This is a genomic window from Moritella sp. (assembly GCF_013215705.1).
GTDB lineage: Bacteria > Pseudomonadota > Gammaproteobacteria > Enterobacterales > Moritellaceae > Moritella.
In genome coordinates this window covers 40,951-60,214 of the sequence record NZ_JABSQR010000031.1, presented here as the reverse complement: position 1 = coordinate 60,214, position 19,264 = coordinate 40,951, and the positions used below count along the sequence as shown (strand labels likewise).

15 protein-coding genes are annotated in these 19,264 nt (G+C 40.3%); 8 read left to right on the top strand and 7 right to left on the bottom strand.

Annotated elements, in window-relative coordinates:
* Positions 1–202 precede the first annotated feature (202 nt).
* Both HRT96_RS18160 and punR read right to left on the bottom strand, forming a co-directional pair.
* A complete protein-coding gene (locus HRT96_RS18160) occupies positions 203–3,253 on the bottom strand; it encodes a DUF748 domain-containing protein (protein ID WP_293159530.1) in 3,051 nt (1,016 codons plus the stop codon).
* 72 nt (positions 3,254–3,325) lie between these two features.
* Positions 3,326–4,228 carry a DNA-binding transcriptional activator PunR gene (punR, locus tag HRT96_RS18155; RefSeq protein WP_293159528.1) on the bottom strand — a complete coding sequence of 301 codons (903 nt, stop codon included), beginning with the start codon at positions 4,226–4,228 and terminating at the stop codon, positions 3,326–3,328.
* 105 nt (positions 4,229–4,333) lie between these two features.
* On the opposite strand from punR, the gene punC reads away from it, so the two are divergent.
* A complete protein-coding gene (punC, locus tag HRT96_RS18150; protein WP_293159526.1) occupies positions 4,334–5,566 on the top strand; it encodes a purine nucleoside transporter PunC in 1,233 nt (410 codons plus the stop codon).
* A 93-nt stretch (positions 5,567–5,659) separates the two neighbouring features.
* Here the strand turns inward: punC and ansA are convergent, their stop codons facing one another.
* Together ansA and sppA are read right to left on the bottom strand one after the other, a co-directional pair.
* Positions 5,660–6,670, bottom strand: coding sequence for an asparaginase (ansA, locus tag HRT96_RS18145; protein ID WP_293159524.1), 1,011 nt, complete (start codon positions 6,668–6,670; stop codon positions 5,660–5,662).
* 185 nt (positions 6,671–6,855) lie between these two features.
* The gene (sppA, locus tag HRT96_RS18140; protein ID WP_293159522.1) at positions 6,856–8,718 is read right to left on the bottom strand and encodes a signal peptide peptidase SppA; all 1,863 of its coding nucleotides are present in this window, start codon (positions 8,716–8,718) and stop codon (positions 6,856–6,858) included.
* Between the two features lie 365 nt (positions 8,719–9,083).
* Between sppA and HRT96_RS18135 the strand changes: the two genes are divergently transcribed.
* The 7 genes from HRT96_RS18135 (at position 9,084) to HRT96_RS18105 (ending at position 15,605) form a co-directional block, all read left to right on the top strand.
* Positions 9,084–11,114: an NADPH-dependent 2,4-dienoyl-CoA reductase gene (locus HRT96_RS18135; protein WP_293159520.1), complete on the top strand. Its 2,031-nt coding sequence runs from the start codon at positions 9,084–9,086 to the stop codon at positions 11,112–11,114.
* 207 nt (positions 11,115–11,321) lie between these two features.
* Positions 11,322–11,876, top strand: a complete 555-nt coding sequence (locus HRT96_RS18130) for an NAD(P)H nitroreductase (protein ID WP_293159518.1) — start codon at positions 11,322–11,324, stop codon at positions 11,874–11,876.
* A gap of 47 nt (positions 11,877–11,923) precedes the next feature.
* On the top strand, positions 11,924–12,457 hold the full coding sequence (locus tag HRT96_RS18125) for a lecithin retinol acyltransferase family protein (RefSeq protein WP_293159516.1): 534 nt from the start codon (positions 11,924–11,926) through the stop codon (positions 12,455–12,457).
* Positions 12,458–12,593: 136 nt separating this feature from the next.
* Positions 12,594–12,890 (top strand): polyhydroxyalkanoic acid system family protein, encoded by a 297-nt coding sequence (locus HRT96_RS18120; protein ID WP_293159514.1) that lies wholly within the window; start codon positions 12,594–12,596, stop codon positions 12,888–12,890.
* A gap of 22 nt (positions 12,891–12,912) precedes the next feature.
* Complete coding sequence (locus tag HRT96_RS18115) at positions 12,913–14,307, top strand: wax ester/triacylglycerol synthase domain-containing protein (RefSeq protein WP_293159512.1); 1,395 nt, start codon at positions 12,913–12,915, stop codon at positions 14,305–14,307.
* An 83-nt stretch (positions 14,308–14,390) separates the two neighbouring features.
* Positions 14,391–15,296, top strand: coding sequence for an alpha/beta hydrolase (locus HRT96_RS18110; protein WP_293159510.1), 906 nt, complete (start codon positions 14,391–14,393; stop codon positions 15,294–15,296).
* A 159-nt stretch (positions 15,297–15,455) separates the two neighbouring features.
* On the top strand, positions 15,456–15,605 hold the full coding sequence (locus tag HRT96_RS18105; protein WP_198138613.1) for a hypothetical protein: 150 nt from the start codon (positions 15,456–15,458) through the stop codon (positions 15,603–15,605).
* Positions 15,606–15,755: 150 nt separating this feature from the next.
* Here the strand turns inward: HRT96_RS18105 and asnS are convergent, their stop codons facing one another.
* The 3 genes from asnS to bioA all read right to left on the bottom strand — a co-directional run bounded on the left by asnS (position 15,756) and on the right by bioA (position 19,200).
* Positions 15,756–17,156, bottom strand: coding sequence for an asparagine--tRNA ligase (gene asnS / locus HRT96_RS18100; RefSeq protein WP_293159508.1), 1,401 nt, complete (start codon positions 17,154–17,156; stop codon positions 15,756–15,758).
* A 169-nt stretch (positions 17,157–17,325) separates the two neighbouring features.
* Positions 17,326–17,688, bottom strand: a complete 363-nt coding sequence (locus HRT96_RS18095; protein ID WP_293159506.1) for a hypothetical protein — start codon at positions 17,686–17,688, stop codon at positions 17,326–17,328.
* 213 nt (positions 17,689–17,901) lie between these two features.
* Entirely contained in the window at positions 17,902–19,200 is a 1,299-nt protein-coding gene (gene bioA / locus HRT96_RS18090; RefSeq protein WP_293159504.1) for an adenosylmethionine--8-amino-7-oxononanoate transaminase, read from the bottom strand.
* Between the last annotated feature and the right edge of the window lie 64 nt (positions 19,201–19,264).

Below are 19,264 nucleotides of genomic sequence, written 5' to 3'. Positions count from 1 at the left end.
TACCTCTCACTGAAGACTGATTCATCCGTAAACTGTAAACAGCTTGGCATTCAAATTAGCTATATTTAATTCAAACTTGTTTTAAGCATAAGTCATGATCTGTGATTTGTATATTTGCCAGGTAAACACTCAATCGTGGGGGCGGGGGCGCTAATCGGCCTCATTGACTGGGTATATAATTCAATGAGGCTATTTCTATGGCTTACTTGACAACCAGAGTCAGGGTTGTTTCGGTACTCGTTGATGGTACATTGCTTTGATGACTTAGTATAAAAATACGGCCCGCATCCACTTTACTGACATCACGTAAATGTGACTTAATGGTATTTGCCCGAGATTTTGCCAGCCCTCTTAATTGCTGTTCAGTAACGACTTGAAGCTTTCTAGCTTCTGTATATAAACTGCGAAGCCAAACTTGTTCCAATTCAGGTGCTGCGAGTGCGGGTTGTTGGGTCGCAATTGCATCACGTAATGCATCTGCTTTACCTTTGGTTTCTAATTCGTATAAGGCAATCAGCGCATTTGTCATACCTGCCGATACAGGTAGGTCTGCTGCGTTGATATTTGGCTCAATGAGACGGCCAGTTGATTGACTCAGTTTGCTATTTAACGCGCTATTTTGTAGCGCTATTTTGTCCGTATTCGCATCATAACTGCCTTTGATGTTCAACTTGATTTGGGGACGTTGTGCTAATGCTTTGGCTAATGAATCTAGTTTACTCTGCTCTGTTTGCGCGAGTGTAGTCGAGCCATTAGCAAAACTGACTTTATCTAAATCTTCGGTAGTATCAACAAGGCTTGCTAATAATGTAAATGGCGATGTTACTGCTTTAAGAATAATGTTGCTTAATGATTTCAGTACAATTTCACCAACATTAAAACTTGGATCATTAACATCACCAGATACGTTAATGCCTAAATCAATAGCACCACTGCTGTCTTTGAGTAACGGAATAGCGAGTGTGATAGGTATTATGCTTCCTACGTCACTGTCTTTGGTATCATTCATATCCAGTTGGTCAATAAAGATATGGTTACTGCCCTCTAAATGACCTTTTTCTAATTTGTATTTAAGCGCAAGTGATAACTGACCTTCATCAATATCTAAACCAGCATAAGTGCCGGAGTAGGGGGTCATTGATGGCAACTCGAAGTTATCAAAGATAAATTCAATATCCACATAAGGTTGTTGGATGAGTGGGTTTATCTCACCGCGTAATGTGATAGGCGCGTATTTGTTCACAATACCTTTGATATTTAATTCGGCGTTTTTGGTTGCGGTAGATGAAACTTTACCTACTTGGCCTTGGAGTTTTTCAATGGTTGCTTCAAAAGTAGGTTTAAGTAGGTTGTCGGTATAATCCACTTGTCCTTGTGCTAGCGTGATCTTATTTATTTCAATAAGCATCGCGTCTTTTGCTGCTGTGGTTACCTGTGGTGTTTTCTTCGGCGCTGCTGCGGTGGCTTTATTGGTTGTTTTTGTTTCAACAATTAAACCAGAGACATTTGAGCTTTTATCAGCCGCCATAATCACCTGAGCATAAGGCTGAGTTAATGATATGTGGTCGATGAGTAAGCTATTTTTTTCTTGGTCGAATTTGAGATTATTGATACTGAAGTCTTGCCATTTAATGAGGGTTTTATTTAATTTTTTATCATTAATTGCCAATGCTTCCAGTGTTATGCCACCGTTAAAACGCATTGCACCCTTGGCATTCGCATAGATTTTACCTTGAGTGCTGAACTCGCCACCTTTTATAGTGATGTTCACGTAAGGATTAAGATAAGGTTGAAACTGCGCTAAATTTAATTTACTCAAATTGATGGTTGCATCAAGTGCTTGCTCTTTAACGTCTACGCTACCTTGCGAAGAGAAGGTGCCTTTATCATTAATCGTCAGCGCTAAGTCATATTCAATTGGGGTTTCTAGACGGCTTGTTAATGATTTAGTATGTACATTGATTGGGAATACACGCCATTTTGTTGCATTGGTCAACATCGATTCCGTAACATTGATATCGTAGTTCGTTAAATTGAATTCACCAAGCGTCACTAACCATGCTGGTTGTTCTGCATTTTCGGTTACTTGGACGTCACTGTTTTTTGCTTCAGTGGTGTCGGACTGGTTGTTATCAGTAATCGCTTGTTTAGGGCTAAAAGCCGCCGCTAAATCAACAGCTCCGTCTTTATTTATTTGTGCATTGACTTGCAGCCCATCGGTACTGATATTATCTAAGCCAATTTTCTGCTGGAGTAGATCAACTTTGATCCCTGCAACAGTTAACAAGGGCAAATTAATAATCGCTTTGTCTTTGGTTGTAAAGGTTAAGGTCCGTAACGAAAATTGACCTGAATTAGTGAGTAACTGTGGCGCGTCATCAGTACTTATGAATTGATAGTCTGTCGCAAAGTCGATAACGCCGGATTCTAGTTTTGCAGTTAATTGATCAGCAATAAATGGCCAAAACGTCGTTAATTTAATGTGCTTAAGTGCAAGCTTACCTTGTGCTTCTAATGGCGATAGTTGGAAGCGACCTTCGGTCGTCACTGCGCTATCGTCGGCACCTTCAATACTCAGATTAAAACTGTTGTAAGAAGGTCTCGGTGTATTAGGTTGCTTTGGATTAACCAGCTTTGCGAGGCTATTGAATTTAGTTAAGCGAATATTGATTGCTGGATAATTTAATACTGCACCCGTTGGCTGGTCTTTAAAGTTGAATTTGGTATTCGTGATACTCATGTTGGCAATTTGAATATGCGGTAATTCACTGCTTTCATTTGTGTCTTCGATAATCGGTTCGGGTGTTGCTGATGGTACCGCTTGTGCTGCTATATACGCTGGAATATCAGAGAAGTTAAACTGAGTTGCGTCTAATCTTTCAATGTTTGCAAAGGCTTGATCAACTTCTATGGTTTCAAGATTAATACTGCCATTAAATAAACTCTTCCATAGATTTATTTGCAGGGTTAAGCGTCCAATGCCAACAAAATCTTGTTGTTCCTGTGTTTGAATTTCAAAGCCTTTAATTTCAAACTTGAGGGTAAAAGGATTAATGGCAACATCTTGTATTTGTACTGGGCGACCAAGTAATGCACTGATTTTCTCAGGTGCCATGCTTTTCGCTAGGTAAGGAACCAGTAACCCGAGCAATAAGGCATACATTAAATAGGCAACCAGCGCATAACTTAAAAAACGTTGGTAACGTGGAGCACTGGAGAACTTTTGTTTAAAATTTGAAAATGTAGCAGCCATTAGCAAGATAAACCCTTTTAAATACAATCAATAGAATTGATTATAGGATATCAGTGGCGAGCATAACAGCTATTATTCCAACCATTGCTGATGTAATTGGTCACTATCACCTAAATAATCTAGCAACCATTGAACTGCGGGGCTCATGCGCTTGGTATTCCAGGCTAAACAACAATCACTTACGGGTAAGGTCGTGATAAGTTCTTTTTCGATTAGTTCACCTGTCATTAATAGTTTATTCGCCATGTGGGCGGGCATGATAGCAATGCCTAAACCCCCTTTGAGTAGTTGGGTTGCACTGTGCCAGTTTGGCACCACCAAGCGACGTTGATTTTTCAGTAACCAAGTTGTGCGTTTAGGCAGTTTACGTGCGGTATCTTCTAAACAAATAACTGGATATTTGGCTAGTTCTTCGTTACTTATGGCGTGCTCTGCATTTGCGAGTGGGTGATTAGGACTGATCACAAATGTCCATTTTAACTCGCCCATAGCACGATAATCAAAGCCACCACTCACTGGGATGGACGCGGTTGCACCAATAGCAATATCGGCACGTGAATCAACCAATGCATCCCAGACACCATTATATACTTCCATGGTAAGCAAAAGTTCGACATCAGGAAATGCATTGTAAAAGTCACCAACCATGGTATTTATTCGACCTTCATACACCACATTATCGAGGGCAAGCGACACACTTTGGTTCCAGCCGTTCGCCACGCGTTGGGTTTGAAACTTCATGTGCGCCATTTGCTTGAGTAATTTACGTGATTCAGTGACAAAGTATTCGCCTGCAGGCGTTAGCTTTACTTTGCGATGTAGACGAATAAATAAATTAACGGCTAACCGTTCTTCAATATTGCGTACCGTATAGCTAATTGCGCTGGGTACTTTACATAACTCATCTGCCGCTGCGGTGAAACTTCCGCGTCGTGCAACAGCGTCGATAACTTGCAGATCTTGTTGGGAAAACATACACATCAAATTTTTTGAAAGCAATAGTGAAATATTAGCGTTTCTCAAACTAGATCGCCAGTATTAAACTAACAACATCATCATTAATATTATGTAGTTTAAGCAATGAACAATATTGAAAATAATACGAAAAATAAAATCCCAATGAGCACTATGATCTGGTTTTCTGGATTAAGTATGTTGGGTTTTCTCGCAACAGATATGTATTTACCTGCATTCGAAACAATCCGCGCTGAGTTTGGTACTTCGCAAACATTAATTGGCTTGTCATTGAGTATCTTTTTATTGGGTATGGCGTTAGGTCAGTTGGTTTATGGCCCATTGTCGGACCGTGTTGGCCGTAAAAAGATGCTGTTCGTGGGCATGACTATCTTTGTGCTATCAACGGTTGTGATCTCAGTGTCGAACAGTATTGAGTTGTTTTTATTCGCCCGATTCGGTCAAGCGTTAGGCGCGTGTTGCGGTACCGTTATTTGGCAGGCTGTGGTTATCGACCGTTATCAAGGTAAAGCGTCTGAGCGTATTTTTGCGACTATTATGCCATTAGTGGCTTTGTCTCCAGCGTTAGCACCATTATTGGGTGCTGGCCTTGAAGAGTACTTCGGCTGGCGCAGTATTTTTGTCGTATTGGTGGTGATTGGCTTAGCGTTGGTTTTTGCAACAAGTCGCCAACAAGAAAGTGCACCACTCGATAAAAAACAAGAAAAAATATCGACGCAATTGGTACGTGATTATAAGCAGATCATTAAATCAAAAATATTCATGGGTAACATGTTGATATTTGCGGCGTGTTCCGCTGCATTCTTCGCCTATTTAACTGGTTCACCATTCATTATGACTGCTATGGGCTATTCCGGCGCGGATATAGGTCTGAGTTATTTACCGCAGACAGTGGCTTTTCTTGTTGGTGGTTATGGTTGTCGTAGCTTGTTAACCCGCTTTAGTGCGAAGCAATTATTGCCTTGGTTAATTACCTTGTTTATCACCACTGTGGTAACTATGTTCGTGATTGCGTTTGCGACATCACCAACCACTATTTGGCCTATTCTGATCCCATTCTGTTTCTTAGCTGTGGCTAATGGTGCGATTTATCCATTGGTGATTAATGCTGCACTTGCTGATTTTAAAAATTGCAGTGCAACTGCGGCTGGTCTACTTAACTTCTTACAGACGATGTTTTGTTTCTTAGCAAGTAGTATCGTCTCGGCATTCTCTGAACATGGCCTTTATACCGTGACTGCAGTGATGTTGTTCCAAGGTTTGGTGATTATGGTTGGCTATGTATTAACGAAGCATAAAACATCGCATGCAACTGCAAGTGATGCTGTTGTAGCTTAGTGATAATTTAACGATAAAAAAAACGGGAAAGACAATCGCTGTCTTTCCCGTTTTTGTATCGGTGATATTTATCTAAAACGTATGCTAGCTAGCTTAATAGCTTAACTCACCACGAATATTTTGTTGCATCAGTACCTTGATTTCTTCGCTTGGTAGCTCTTTACTGATGAGATAGTGCAACTTAGTTAATGCGGCTTCTGTCGTCATATCATAACCCGAGATAACACCAACTTGCGCGAGGGCATCGCCTGTCGCATAACCGCCCATGTTAACTTTACCTTTAATGCACTGGGTAAGATTCACCACCACGATACCACGCTGGTTAGCGGCTTCAAGCGCATTCAATAGCTCTTCACTTTGTGGGGCATTACCTACGCCATAACTTAGCAAGATTAACGCTTTAACGGGTTGTAATAGAATGTTGAAGATAACTTCTGTTGAAATACCAGGGTAAAGTGTCACGATCGCAATGGGCTGTGGTGTAATGTTACTCACGGTCAGTGTTTTTTCAGTAATAGGTTTTACATCACCTAACATGACTTCAATGTTAATACCCACTTTTAATAGTGTTTCGCAGTTTGGTGTCGCAAATGCGCTAAAACCATCGGCATGCACTTTGGTGGTCCTGTTGCCACGTAATAGCTGGTTATTAAAGAATAAGCAGACTTCGTGTACAGGATAGTTAGCAGCAAGGTAAAGCGAGTTCAGTAAGTTGCTTTGACCATCTGAGCGGATCTCAGCAAGTGGGATCTGTGAACCGGTAACAATAACGGGTTTACCAAGGTCTTCTAATATAAATGATAATGCTGATGCTGTGTACGCCATGGTATCAGTACCATGTAAGATCACAAAGCCATCGTAGTCGTCATAATTGCTTTGGATATCTTCTGCGATCTGCTGCCAATCAGAAGGTGACATGTTAGAAGAGTCGATTAACGGCGAGTATTCGTGGAGAGTGAAATCAGGCATTTCTTCGCGGTGGAATTCTGGTAGACGCGCTAAGCAATCCGTCATGAATCCTTCCATCGGTACATAACCGTGCTCTGAATGTTGCATACCGATCGTGCCACCAGTATATGCGATGTAGATTGATTTCTTAGCCATTAATAAATTCCCTGTGCGTTTTTAAGGAGGATTATAGTGCTGAAATCGATTAATGGAATAGCTTGATACTAGATTGCTTAATAAAACTGCAATAAAATAGGGTTATTAAGACAGAAATTTGAATTGAGCGGTAAATTGACGTGTTTACCGCTCGACTAGAAGACTGATTAAGGCTGGTTATCTAGTTATCTAATGTCACAGACCAAACATTCTACATACAGGCCTTGGGGATCTGAGTAGTTATTTAGTTGTGCAGCTTGCTGGCTTATTGTTGCTAACCAAGTCGCCACATTACCATTCGGGCTGATGTTGAGCTCGGTTAGTACTTGCATTGCAACCGATTGAGTGAACATTGACAGTAATCTATCGCGCTCACTACGGGGTGTTTGAATCAAAATTAATGAATCACTTGAAACATCTACTTTTGCTGCTGCAGAAGCAATTGCGTCATCAAGGTTGCCAAGGTTATCAATAAGGCCCAGGTTAAGCGCATCGCGACCAGTCCAAACACGGCCTTGCGCAATCTTATCCACTTCTTCTATTGTCATGTCTCGACCTTCGGAAACGACAGTTAAGAAGTTGCTGTAACCATTTTCAACCGTCATTTGAATGATTGTTGCCATGTGCTCAGGCAGTTCTCGATTAACAGACAGTCCAGTGTAATCCGTGGTACCGACACCATCACTGTAAATACCCATTTTAGCGAGTAGTTTTTCTGTGGTAGCAAATAGACCAAAGATACCTATTGAACCTGTGATCGTGGTTGGTTTCGCCCAAATTTCATCTGCAGCAGAGGCAATCCAATAACCACCAGATGCGGCCACGCTGCCCATCGACACAATAACGGGTTTACCCGATTTTTTGAGTTCTAATAATGCCGTTCGAATTTGCTCTGAGGCAAACGCGCTTCCACCTGGACTATCGATGCGTAAAACTAAGGCTTTGATTTGTTCATCGTCTTTCGCTTGCTGTAACAGCTTAGTCAGAGATTTACCGCCAATCGCACCGGGAGGTTGATTACCATCCAGGATCTGACCATTGGCAAAAATGATGCCGACACCAGGTTTGCTCGCAAAGCCTTGCTGTTCAAACTGGGTGGGCTGTTGGGCAAGGTAATCTAAGAATTCAATTTTTGCAAATGAATCTGATTCGCTGTTGAGCTTTTTAGCTAGGTATTCAGTGATTTGTTCACGCGTTAATAACTTGTCTACCAGTTTTTTTTTTAAAGCATATTGCGCAATATTGCCATTGACTGATTGCAGTTGCTTAATAAAGACATCCGCTTTAGGCGCGACGTCGTCAGCGTTAATTAACCGATTGTTAGCAACAATACTGGTGTAGGTATCCCAAAGTTGATTTAACCAGTTTAATTTGGCTTCTTTGCTTTCCGCTGACATATCACTACGGGTAAAGGGTTCAACAAATGACTTATAAGTACCAACCCGGAATACATGCGAAGACAGATTTAGTTTATCAATGGCATCTTTGAAATAAAGACTGTAGCTACCGTAACCTTGCAGTAAAACGCCGCCTGCAGGGTTTAATAGAATCTCATCAGCAAATGAAGCCAGTAAGTATTGCCCTTGGCTAAAGTAATCACCGTAAGCATAAATTGGTTTGTTACTTTTTTTGAATTCAACTAATGCATCAGCAATATCCGTTAATTTAGTCAAATTTGCCGGTTTTAGCTGGGCGAGATCTAAGATAAGTGCGCTAATTGCATCATCAGATTTAGCACTGTTAATGACGTTAACGACGTCTGAAATTGCAATCTCATTGACGACATTGTTAGCGTCAACTAGCTCACCAATAACTTGATCGAATGGATCAACGAATTTAGGCTGATCAACCAAGACACCGTTTAAGTTGAGAACCAACGCGGTGTTGTCTGCGAATGCGACAGGCGTTTCTGTTTGCTGCTGCAAAGCAATAATAATAATTGCTATAAAAGAAATGAAAAACAGGTTCAAGATTAAATTACGAGTGAATGTAATCGAACGACCTATTTTAGAAAGAATGAATCCGAGTAGTGAGAATAATTTTCTCATTATTATATTCCTAGTAAACACAATGGTATAGACGTTATTTTGTATATTAAGCCATAAATCTAGTTTAGATTAAAGCACTTAAAATACGAAAATGTGACACTACGTAGCGGATCTAGTTCTCATAAATAATAAATAATGACAAATTAAGCTTAGTGTAAACACGACAAAATGTATTGTTAAGTGTTGAAATCCAACGAAATCATTAATTTATAACTACACTTGTACGCTATATTGATTAAAATAGCGTTTGAAATGAACGATTAAATTAATTACTCTAAATCATAAATAGATAACAAGCACGTATCAAACAAATAGCAAATAAATAGCAATCAAGTAGCAATTGTGTAACCACTGGGAGTGGAGTTATGTCTGCAAGCAATTATCCAAATATGTTGGCGCCGTTAGATCTGGGTTTTACAACATTGAAAAACCGAGTTTTAATGGGCTCGATGCATACTGGCTTAGAAGAAGAAAAAAATGGATTTGAAAAACTGGCTGCATTTTATGCCGAGCGTGCCAAAGGCGGCGTTGGTTTAATTGTTACTGGTGGTATTTCGCCTAACCTACGTGGACGTCTTATGCCACACGGGATGCAGTTGTCTTATAAATGGCAAGCGAAGAAGCACCAAATAGTGACAAAAGCTGTACATGATAATGGCAGTAAGATCGCGCTGCAAATACTGCATGCCGGTCGTTATGCCTATCATCCATTTAGCGTGAGTGCGAGTAAGAAGAAATCACCGATTAACCCGTTTACCCCAAGAGCGATGTCAAGGCGTTCTATTCGCTGTACTATTTCGGATTTTGCTAAAACAGCAGACTTGGCTAAATTTGCTGGTTATGATGGTGTCGAGGTGATGGGGTCTGAGGGTTATCTCATTAACCAGTTCATTTGTCGTCGCAGTAACAAGCGTACCGATGAATGGGGTGGTAGTTATCAAAATCGTATGCGTTTTCCGATTGAAATTGTAAAAGCAATCCGTCAGCGTGTCGGTAATGACTTTATTATTATTTTCCGCCTATCAATGTTAGATCTTGTTGAAGACGGTAGTACGTTCGAAGAAGCGGTTGAATTAGCCAAAGAGCTTGAAAAAGTCGGCGTGACTATCATTAATACGGGTATCGGCTGGCATGAAGCGCGTATACCAACAATTGTAACCAGTGTACCGCGTGGTGCATTTAGCTGGGTAACCGAAAAAATGAAGGATCACGTCAGTATTCCTTTAGTGACAACTAACCGTATTAATACACCTGAGGTTGCAGAACAGATCCTATCTTCAGGGCAAGCGGATATGGTGTCGATGGCGCGTCCAATGTTGGCCGATCCTAACTTTGTAGCGAAAGCGATAGCGGGTAAAGCCGATGAGATCAATACTTGTATCGCCTGTAACCAGGCCTGTTTAGACCATGTGTTTAAAGCGAAACGTGCATCTTGTCTGGTTAATCCACAAGCGTGTTTTGAAACGGAACTGAAGTTTGAAACTGTGACTAAATCAAAAAGTATTGCGGTTGTTGGCGCTGGCCCTGCAGGTTTAGCCTTCGCTTGTTATGCTGCGGAACGTGGTCACAAAATTGATATTTTTGATAGCCGTTCAGAAATTGGTGGTCAGTTTAACTATGCAAAACAAATACCGGGCAAAGAAGAGTTTTACGAAACACTGCGTTATTATGCGAAACAAATCGAAGTGCTTGGTATTAACTTACACTTAAATCAGCTAGTGACGGTTAAGACACTAACAGGCAAAGGCTATGATGATGTTGTTGTAGCTACGGGCATTAAACCGAGAACACCGGCCATTCCTGGCATTAAACATGAAAAAGTCCTCAGCTATATTGAAGTATTACGTGACCACAAACCAGTTGGTAAACGTGTTGCTGTTATTGGAGCTGGAGGCATTGGCTTTGATGTTTCAGAGTATTTGGTTGAAGAAGAAGGTGCGTCACTATCGACCAATACTAAGCAGTGGTTGAGTGAGTGGGGCGTTACAGATGATAGCCAAACTGTTGGTGGTCTAACGCCGGCTAAAAACACCGCACCAGCGCGTGAAGTATTCTTATTGCAACGTAAGGACACTAAAGTCGGTGCTGGTCTAGGTAAAACCAGCGGCTGGGTACATCGAGCAACATTGCAGAAGAAGAATGTCGAGATGATCAAAGGTGCTTCTTATGATCTTATTGATGATCAAGGCTTACACATTACCGTTGATGGCGTTAAAAAAGTGCTAGACGTTGATAATGTGATCTTATGTGCAGGGCAAGAACCATTTAGAGAGTTGTTCGAGCAGTTACAATCTGAGAAAGTGACAACGCATTTGATTGGTGGTGCTTTTGAAGCGGGTGAACTTGATGCAAAACGTGCGATCCGTCAAGGTGCTGAATTAGCAGCGACGATTTAACGCGACGCTAATACTAATTTAATACTCGTTTAATACAAATATAAGACAATAAAAGTTACTATTATTGCGACAATAATGATGACTGTTATTATGAAAAGTAGCCCATACCATGTATGGGCTTTTTTGATCTTAATAAATTAATCACTTGATATTTTATCACCTACATTGAATACTTTAATTATCACTCATTGTTCAAAGTAGTAAATAATGGACGCAATTGACTTATTAATAAATCGCCATTCTTGTAATCAGCTTATCGCACCAGCCCCAAGTGGTGAAGCATTAGATAATATTATTCATGCTGGATTACGTGCACCTGATCACGGTGGATTAAGCCCTTGGCGTTTTATTATCACCGAAGGTGAAGGTTTAAACACTTTGTCGCACTATTTTCAAGATGCGGCATTTAATCTTGGCAAGTCAGAAAAAGATGTATTAAAGGCGGCAAATGCGCCGTTTCGCGCACCGCAAATTATTACTGTTATTGCTAGAATTGAAGATCACCCCAAGATCCCTGAGTCTGAGCAATTAATGTCGGCAGGTTGTGTGGTAATGGCCATGCAAATGGCGGCGCAAGCACAAGGTTTTAATGGTATTTGGCGAACCGGTTGGTTTGCTTATGATAGTCATATAAAACAAAAGCTTGAACTTGAAGAAAAAGATGAAATTGTGGGTTTTTTATATTTAGGCACACCCGATGTAGCGTGTAAAAAAATACGCCAACTTAATATCGACAGCTTTGTTACCCGTATAGATAATTAACACGACTGAATTTGGAATTAGCATTCAATAAGAACTGAGGACATAAGATGACGACACCATATCCAAAAGGACATTTACTCAGTGTACAATTCCCACTTTACTATCATGTGGGCATCTCGGATGGGTGTGGTCAGGTTTTTGAAAATTCCAGAGCGCGTTCTGGTCGTGGTTTAGTTAGTCTACAAGATTTTTCTGATGATAAAGACATTATCGATCATGGTTTCTTGCCTGGTAGTTTACCAGCCGAAAATATCGTTGAAAATGCGGAACAACTGATCGCAGATAAAAAGCGTTATCATTTGTTGAAGAACAATTGTGAACATTTCGTGCATGAAGTGTGTGGTGTGAAAGTGTCGAGTCCACAATTACGCCGCGCTTTAGTGTTGATTGCCACATTGTTAGTTAACAAGTACACCAGTGGCCGTTTACGCTCGGCATTGTTTTGGAGTATCGCCTCGCAATTATCACATTTAAATGAAGCGTCACTGTCTTGGTGGAAGCATGCTATTTTTACTTCAACAGGATTTTGGTTAGTGCTATTAATTAATAGTAATCAAGATGTTGATGATGAAAACACGTAATCCATACCTCTTTATGTTTAGTTTTCTTCCTGCATAGCGCTTAGTGGTTTAGTAAGCGCTTTCTAGTTATTTTCCCTATAATATCGTCCATTAGATTTAAAACTCGTCAAGTTGTCACTATCGAGTGGAGTTAATTATGGGCAGTATTGAAATCATTCGCGATCATAGCTTACCGCATCATCAAATAATTCGTTTGGCAGACGAATTAATGCTTGATATAGCTGAAGAGTATAACCTTAAATTAGAATGGCGAGGTGATAAACTTCATATTCAGCATGCACATACCAGAGGGTACTTACATGCGGATGCGGAAAGTATCAGAATCAAATTAAAATTAGGGATCCTGCTGTTTCCAGTGAGCTTTGTATTAAAGCAAAGCATTGAAGAAACACTGGATGAACTGTTGCCAAAGGCAGCATGTTCGTATAGATAAAGTACGATTAAGGCTCGATATTATGGAACAATTATCATTGGTTGAAACCTCATTTTTATTAAGTGAGAGTACAGCAAGTCCCAAGCATTTTTCGGGGTTGCAAATTTTTGAACCGCCAAAGGACTATGAAGGCAACTTTGCCCGCGATCTATTTCAAAAGTTAATCATGGATCCCGCTGTAGCTACCCCTTTTAACTTTAAACTTAAAAAAAGTATGGGTGGCCTATACTACTGGGTACACGATAGTAAGTTTAATTTTAATTATCATATTCGTATGTCAATGTTACCCGGTGATGGTACTGATGAACAACTACGTGATTTAGTTGAACGTTTACATTCACACTTAATCGATAGAACGCGTCCGTTATGGGAAGTGTATTTGATTGAGGGTTTATCTGACGGTCGCTTCGCTATCTTTACTAAAATTCATTATGCGATGGCAGATGGTAAGATGGCAAATAGTTGGTTGTCAGGATATTTACAAAGTGATCAATCGGTAAATGATTATCGCCCATTTTGGCAGATCCCATCATTCCGTCCTGGTTATAAAGAGTCTGCGGGGGTTATTGAAAGCGCGTTATCGACTTATATGAGTGGACTCAAACAGCTTAAATCGATTCCAGGTATTGTTCGGTTAAGTATGCGGATGGGATTAAAATTCCTCAACCTACGAAATCAAGGGCCTGCGTTACCATTTTGCGCCCCTCGAACACCATTTTCGGTACCTGCAACACGCTCGCGTATTGTTTCTTTTGGCCGTTTACCGTTCGAAAAAATGCGCTCGATCAGCAAGATAACGGGCGTAACATTAAATGACGTGATTTTATGTTGTGTTGATATTGGCCTAAATCGTTATTTGAAAGAAAAAGGTATTTTATTACGTAAACCATTAGTTGCTCAGGTGCCCGTTAGAATCGGAAATGGACGTAGAAATGCGTTAACAGGGGTTGAACTCGGCAATGTTGATGCCGATGCATTAGACCATTTAGAAACAATTTTTAAGCGTACCAGCAGCGTTAAAAAAGATTTGTTTAGTCTACCGGCAGAGTCGGTGGTTAATTTTTCATTATTGATCCAAGCAAGCGCGTCGATCTCTGAATGGTTAGGTATTTCTAAGTTTTTGCCGCCATTGGGTTCTGTGATTGTTTCGAATGTGCGTGGTCAGCAAGAATTTGCTTACCTTGCTGGTGCGAAGTTAACCGAAGTGTATCCTGTATCAGTACTCTCTGCAGGCACGGCACTCAACATTACCTTGTATAGTTATCACAACGACGTATTTTTCGGCTTGGTGGGTTGTAAAAATGAACTGCCTGATTTAGATATACTCTCACGTCATGTAGAAACGGCTTGTGAGATCCTATCAAATGAAATTCTTGATAATGCCAAGCAGCATTCAGTACTAATCTCTTCACGCTAAAATAAAAGTGGTGGCTTAGAAGGGAACGTCTAACTGGTATGGTTAGTTTTTTGTTATACGTATAAATATTGTTCGAGGTTATTTTGATTAGTTGGCAAGCCAAAGCGCTGAATTTATTTTTGAAGCAAACAGTGAAACGCTCGATTGAAAATACCAAAGACGTGAATAAATTGCGTTTTCAGATGCTCGCGCTAGATAAATTTGTATTTGGCACTAGCGCTAATATTCAACACTCGCAATCAGTGCGTGCTGGTACTTTGTGTGATGAAATACAGCTTAAATTTTCAAATACGAAGAAAAAATTATTATATGTACATGGCGGTGCCTTCGTTTTTAAAACCCCAGCAATACATAACAATTTTATAGCGCGTTTAGCTGAGCCACTCGATCTACACGCCATTATTCCCGATTATCCACTGGCACCTGAACAGCCTTTTCCTGCAGCGCTGGATTGCTGTTATGACATTTACCTATCATTATTAGATGCAGGTACTTTACCTGAAGATATCATCGTAGCGGGGGACTCTGCTGGTGGTAATATTGCTTTATCGCTATTGTTACGCGCTAAACGTAATGGCTTACCAATGCCGAGTTGCTGCGTGTTATTATCACCCGTAGCAGACATGACGCAAAGTGGCATGTCTTCGGTGGAAAACCGTTATAGTGATGCACTGTTTAGCCTAGAAGTTATGTTACATTGCCGAAATTGGTATTTAGGTGGAGATAATACCGATCTACACAATGACGAGATTTCACCGTTATTTGGTGATTTCACCGGTTTCCCTCCTTTTATGTTCCATGTCGGTAGTACCGAACTAATGCGTGATGACTCTACCCGATTGGCTGAATTTATGCAGGCTAAGGGTGTTGATGCCCATTTACAAATATGGCGACAAATGCCGCATGTTTTCCCCTTGTTTGAACAACTTCCTGAAAGTAAGGCTGCGTTGATTCAAATTATCGACTTCATAAAAAAACATCTTAAATAGACTGGTTACAAATATTTCACAATGGTTTCTATAAAAACATATAAATAATTCAATGAAATATATCATATTCGGCATATTTTTCGAATATGATATATTGCATCTCATAAAAACCTTTATTATTGCTGTATAAACCAAGTGAAGCAGCATATAGAGGCTATTATGAACAAAGAACAAGTATTACAAACAATTGAATTATTAAAAGAAGGCCACTCTTTAACGGATGTAACTAAGATTGCTAAAATCAATGTTATGTACGTAAGCGTGATCCGTAAATTGATGGTGATGAACTTGATTAATATCGAAGGTTAATCGCCATGACGGTTAACTAATCGATGACTTATTTATGCCTGACCATAAATAACAGTCAAAAAAAAGGCTGGTAAGATAAAAAATTATCTCACCAGCCTTTTTGTTTTAAGTGGTTAGCTTTCTATTTTAAAAACTAACAATACACTTAAATTAGAATTCCGCTGTACGTGGCGCACGTGGGTAAGGAATTACGTCACGGATATTTTGCATACCAGTTACATAAGACACTAAACGTTCGAAACCTAGACCGAAACCAGAATGTGGCACTGTACCAAAACGGCGTAGATCACGGTACCACCAGTAATCTTCTTTGTTTAGGCCCATTTCTTCCATACGCTTATCAAGCATATCTAAACGTTCTTCACGTTGGCTACCACCGATGATTTCACCGATGCCTGGTGCAAGTACGTCCATTGCTGCAACTGTTTTACCGTCATCATTCATACGCATGTAGAATGATTTGATATCTTTCGGGTAGTTTTTAACAACAACAGGTGCTTTGAAGTGTACTTCAGCAAGGTAACGTTCGTGCTCAGAAGACATATCGATGCCCCAAGAAACTGGGAATTCGAATTCTTCACCACATTCTTCTAAGATCTTAATTGCGTCAGTATAATCAATTTGAGCAAAGTCAGAATCTACAAAACTTTCTAAGCGAGTAATAGCGTCTTTATCGATACGTTGTGCAAAGAATTGCATATCATCCATGCGCTCTTCTAGTACAGCTTTAAAGCAATACTTAAGCATATCTTCAGCTAATTTTGCAGCATCGTCTAAATCAGCAAATGCAATCTCAGGTTCAACCATCCAGAATTCTGCAAGGTGACGCGTTGTGTTTGAGTTTTCTGCACGGAAAGTTGGGCCGAATGTATATACTTTACCTATTGCACAAGCATAAGTTTCAGCATTTAATTGACCCGATACAGTTAAGAATGCTTCTTTACCGAAGAAATCTTGGTTGTAATCAACTTCGCCTTTATCCGTTAAAGGCAGGTTATTCATATCCAGTGTGCTTACACGGAACATTTCGCCCGCACCTTCACAGTCACTTGCTGTGATAATTGGCGTGCTTAACCAGTTATAACCATTTTCATGGTAAAAGCGGTGAATAGCTTGTGATAAACAGTTACGAACACGCATAACCGCACCCATTACGTTAGTACGGCCACGAAGGTGAGCGTGTTCACGAAGGTATTCGATGCTGTGGCGTTTTGCTGACATAGGGTAAGTATCTGGGTCTTCTACTAAACCAAGCACAATAACTTCTGTTGCTTGGATTTCGAATGCTTGACCTTTACCAGGTGATTCAACTACTGTACCTGTAATTTCAACTGAACAACCTGCAGTAAGACTTAATACGTCGTCTGAGTAGTTCGGTAAATCTTTGCTTACAACTGCTTGGATAGGATCGAAACACGAACCATCGTAAACAGCTAGAAAAGAGATACCAGCTTTAGAATCACGGCGTGTGCGGATCCAGCCTTTCGTTGTAACTGTGCTGCCTACCGGGAATTTACCGGCAAAAATATCTTTAACTGACGTATGCGTCATAGGATTATTGCTCTCCAGCATAAAAAGCTCTTGCTGAGCGAATGATGATTATTTAAGTAAGGTTATATTACCTTTGCAGTTGTAGGATACAAGTAAAAACAATGAAAAATCATTTTGTTTGCTTATTATTTAGTAAATTAACACCAATATTGGCAAATAATTAAGGATTCTAATGGTAATTTATTTGCTTTTTCTTTTGTTGCAGCAAACTTAGTTGATTTAGCATGCTACGGCTCGGTTTGATTGAGGGGCTATTTGTTTGACTCGCGTTACGCTGTTTTAAGCTCTGTTCTAATTTATCGAAATAACTCGATTCACTGATGTTGTTATCGAGCATTAAATTATAGCGTTCGGATAAGCCATGCGTATCTGTTGCATGTTCAAGTTTATTGATGATGTCATGCTCAAATTTGGCTTCCTGAATATAACCCGTGATACTTGTAAGCGGTGCAATTATTTTAATATATATAATATATGAGAGCGCCGACAAGCTAATGACAGTTAAACCGAAAATCAATAAATTGTTGAGCATAGATGACTCCATTAACTAAGGTAATTAGTGTAACAAACTAGGCATTAAGCTTGTTACATTAATTGTTATTAAGTTTCCATGTCACAATTGTAGACGTGGAAACCTTAACTTAGCAAAAAGTTTAGCAAAGAGTTTCGCAAAGGCTATGTTGATGTCACCGCAAGTAAACTAAGATACAGCTAAATTGACTTTGGTTATGAACCCAAAATAGTGTTATTTAGCCCAAATGTCGGCATCAAGTACTTGTTTGATCACATTGCATAATGTGTCCAATTCTGTCTCTGTAATAATATAAGGAGGCATGATATACAGCAGTTTTCCAAAAGGCCGGATCCATACGCCCAATTCAACAAACAATACTTGGGCTTTAGTGAGATCGATAGATTGCTTGGTTTCAATGACACCAATACTGCCAAGTACACGCGCATCGCTGACATTGTCATGATCAACCAAAGGCAGTATTGCCTGTTGCAGTTGTTTTTCAATGCGCGCGACTTGTTGTTGCCAGTCACTTGTCATTAATAAATCAATACTAGCATTGGCGACTGCACAGGCTAGGGGGTTACCCATAAATGTAGGCCCGTGCATTAAAACACCGCTTGGCCCGTTGCTGATAGTCTCTGCCACGTGTCGGGTTGTTAATGTCGCAGCCAGTGTCATGTAACCGCCTGTGATGCCTTTACCCAAACACATGATGTCAGGTGTGATACCTGCATGCTCACAAGCAAATAATTTTCCGGTTCGACCAAAACCAGTCGCTATCTCATCTGCGATCAATAACACTTCAAAACGTTCACACAGTAATTTTGCTTGGCGTAAAAACTCTGGGTGATAAAACTTCATACCACCGGCGCCTTGCACAATCGGTTCTAATATAAATGCCGCTATGTGCTGGTGATTTTTAATTAAGGTTTGCTCTAAACCTTGCATGGCACTTTGCTGCCATTGCTGGTTAAATTTGATGCGCGGTGCATCAATAAAAAATTGTGGTGCTAAAAACCCTGTGAATAATTCGTGCATGCCATTATCAGGATCGCATACCGACATCGCCCCAAAAGTATCACCGTGATAACCATTACGTATGGTGACAAACTTCTTCTTGGTAGGTTGTTGATGGTGCCAATATTGAATCGCCATTTTCATTGCCACTTCGACACTGACTGAGCCTGAATCTGCGAGGAACACACACTCTAGACCGTCGGGCGTGATATCAACTAATTTTTGGCACAGATTGATAGCTGGCTGATGGGTGATACCACCAAACATGACATGGGACATTTTACTGGCTTGTCGCTGCATTGCTTGATTGAGCGCAGGGACGTTGTAGCCGTGAATGGATGCCCACCAAGAAGACATGCCATCGATTAGTCGGGTACCGTCATTCAATGTTAGATAAACACCTTCAGCACTATCAACGTGATAGCAAGGTAATGGTTTTGTCATTGATGTGTAAGGGTGCCAGATGTGTTGCTGGTCGAACTTCATTGATTCACTGTGTGTTTTTTGAGTCATTGTAAACCTTTATTTTAGCATTTGGTTGACCTTGCGGCTATGCTGGATAGACTAATCGAGTTTA

Excerpts from the sequence above, each read along its gene's own strand:
- punC (WP_293159526.1), top strand. The coding sequence starts at position 4,334 with ATGAACAATATTGAAAATAATACGAAAAATAAAATCCCAATGAGCACT.
- HRT96_RS18135 (WP_293159520.1), top strand. The coding sequence starts at position 9,084 with ATGTCTGCAAGCAATTATCCAAATATGTTGGCGCCGTTAGATCTGGGT.
- ansA (WP_293159524.1), bottom strand. The coding sequence starts at position 6,670 with ATGGCTAAGAAATCAATCTACATCGCATATACTGGTGGCACGATCGGT.
- bioA (WP_293159504.1), bottom strand. The coding sequence starts at position 19,200 with ATGACTCAAAAAACACACAGTGAATCAATGAAGTTCGACCAGCAACAC.
- HRT96_RS18125 (WP_293159516.1), top strand. The coding sequence starts at position 11,924 with ATGACGACACCATATCCAAAAGGACATTTACTCAGTGTACAATTCCCA.
- HRT96_RS18160 (WP_293159530.1), bottom strand. The coding sequence starts at position 3,253 with ATGGCTGCTACATTTTCAAATTTTAAACAAAAGTTCTCCAGTGCTCCA.
- punR (WP_293159528.1), bottom strand. The coding sequence starts at position 4,228 with ATGTTTTCCCAACAAGATCTGCAAGTTATCGACGCTGTTGCACGACGC.
- HRT96_RS18115 (WP_293159512.1), top strand. The coding sequence starts at position 12,913 with ATGGAACAATTATCATTGGTTGAAACCTCATTTTTATTAAGTGAGAGT.
- HRT96_RS18120 (WP_293159514.1), top strand. The coding sequence starts at position 12,594 with ATGGGCAGTATTGAAATCATTCGCGATCATAGCTTACCGCATCATCAA.
- HRT96_RS18095 (WP_293159506.1), bottom strand. The coding sequence starts at position 17,688 with ATGCTCAACAATTTATTGATTTTCGGTTTAACTGTCATTAGCTTGTCG.
- HRT96_RS18105 (WP_198138613.1), top strand. The coding sequence starts at position 15,456 with ATGAACAAAGAACAAGTATTACAAACAATTGAATTATTAAAAGAAGGC.
- HRT96_RS18130 (WP_293159518.1), top strand. The coding sequence starts at position 11,322 with ATGGACGCAATTGACTTATTAATAAATCGCCATTCTTGTAATCAGCTT.
- sppA (WP_293159522.1), bottom strand. The coding sequence starts at position 8,718 with ATGAGAAAATTATTCTCACTACTCGGATTCATTCTTTCTAAAATAGGT.
- asnS (WP_293159508.1), bottom strand. The coding sequence starts at position 17,156 with ATGACGCATACGTCAGTTAAAGATATTTTTGCCGGTAAATTCCCGGTA.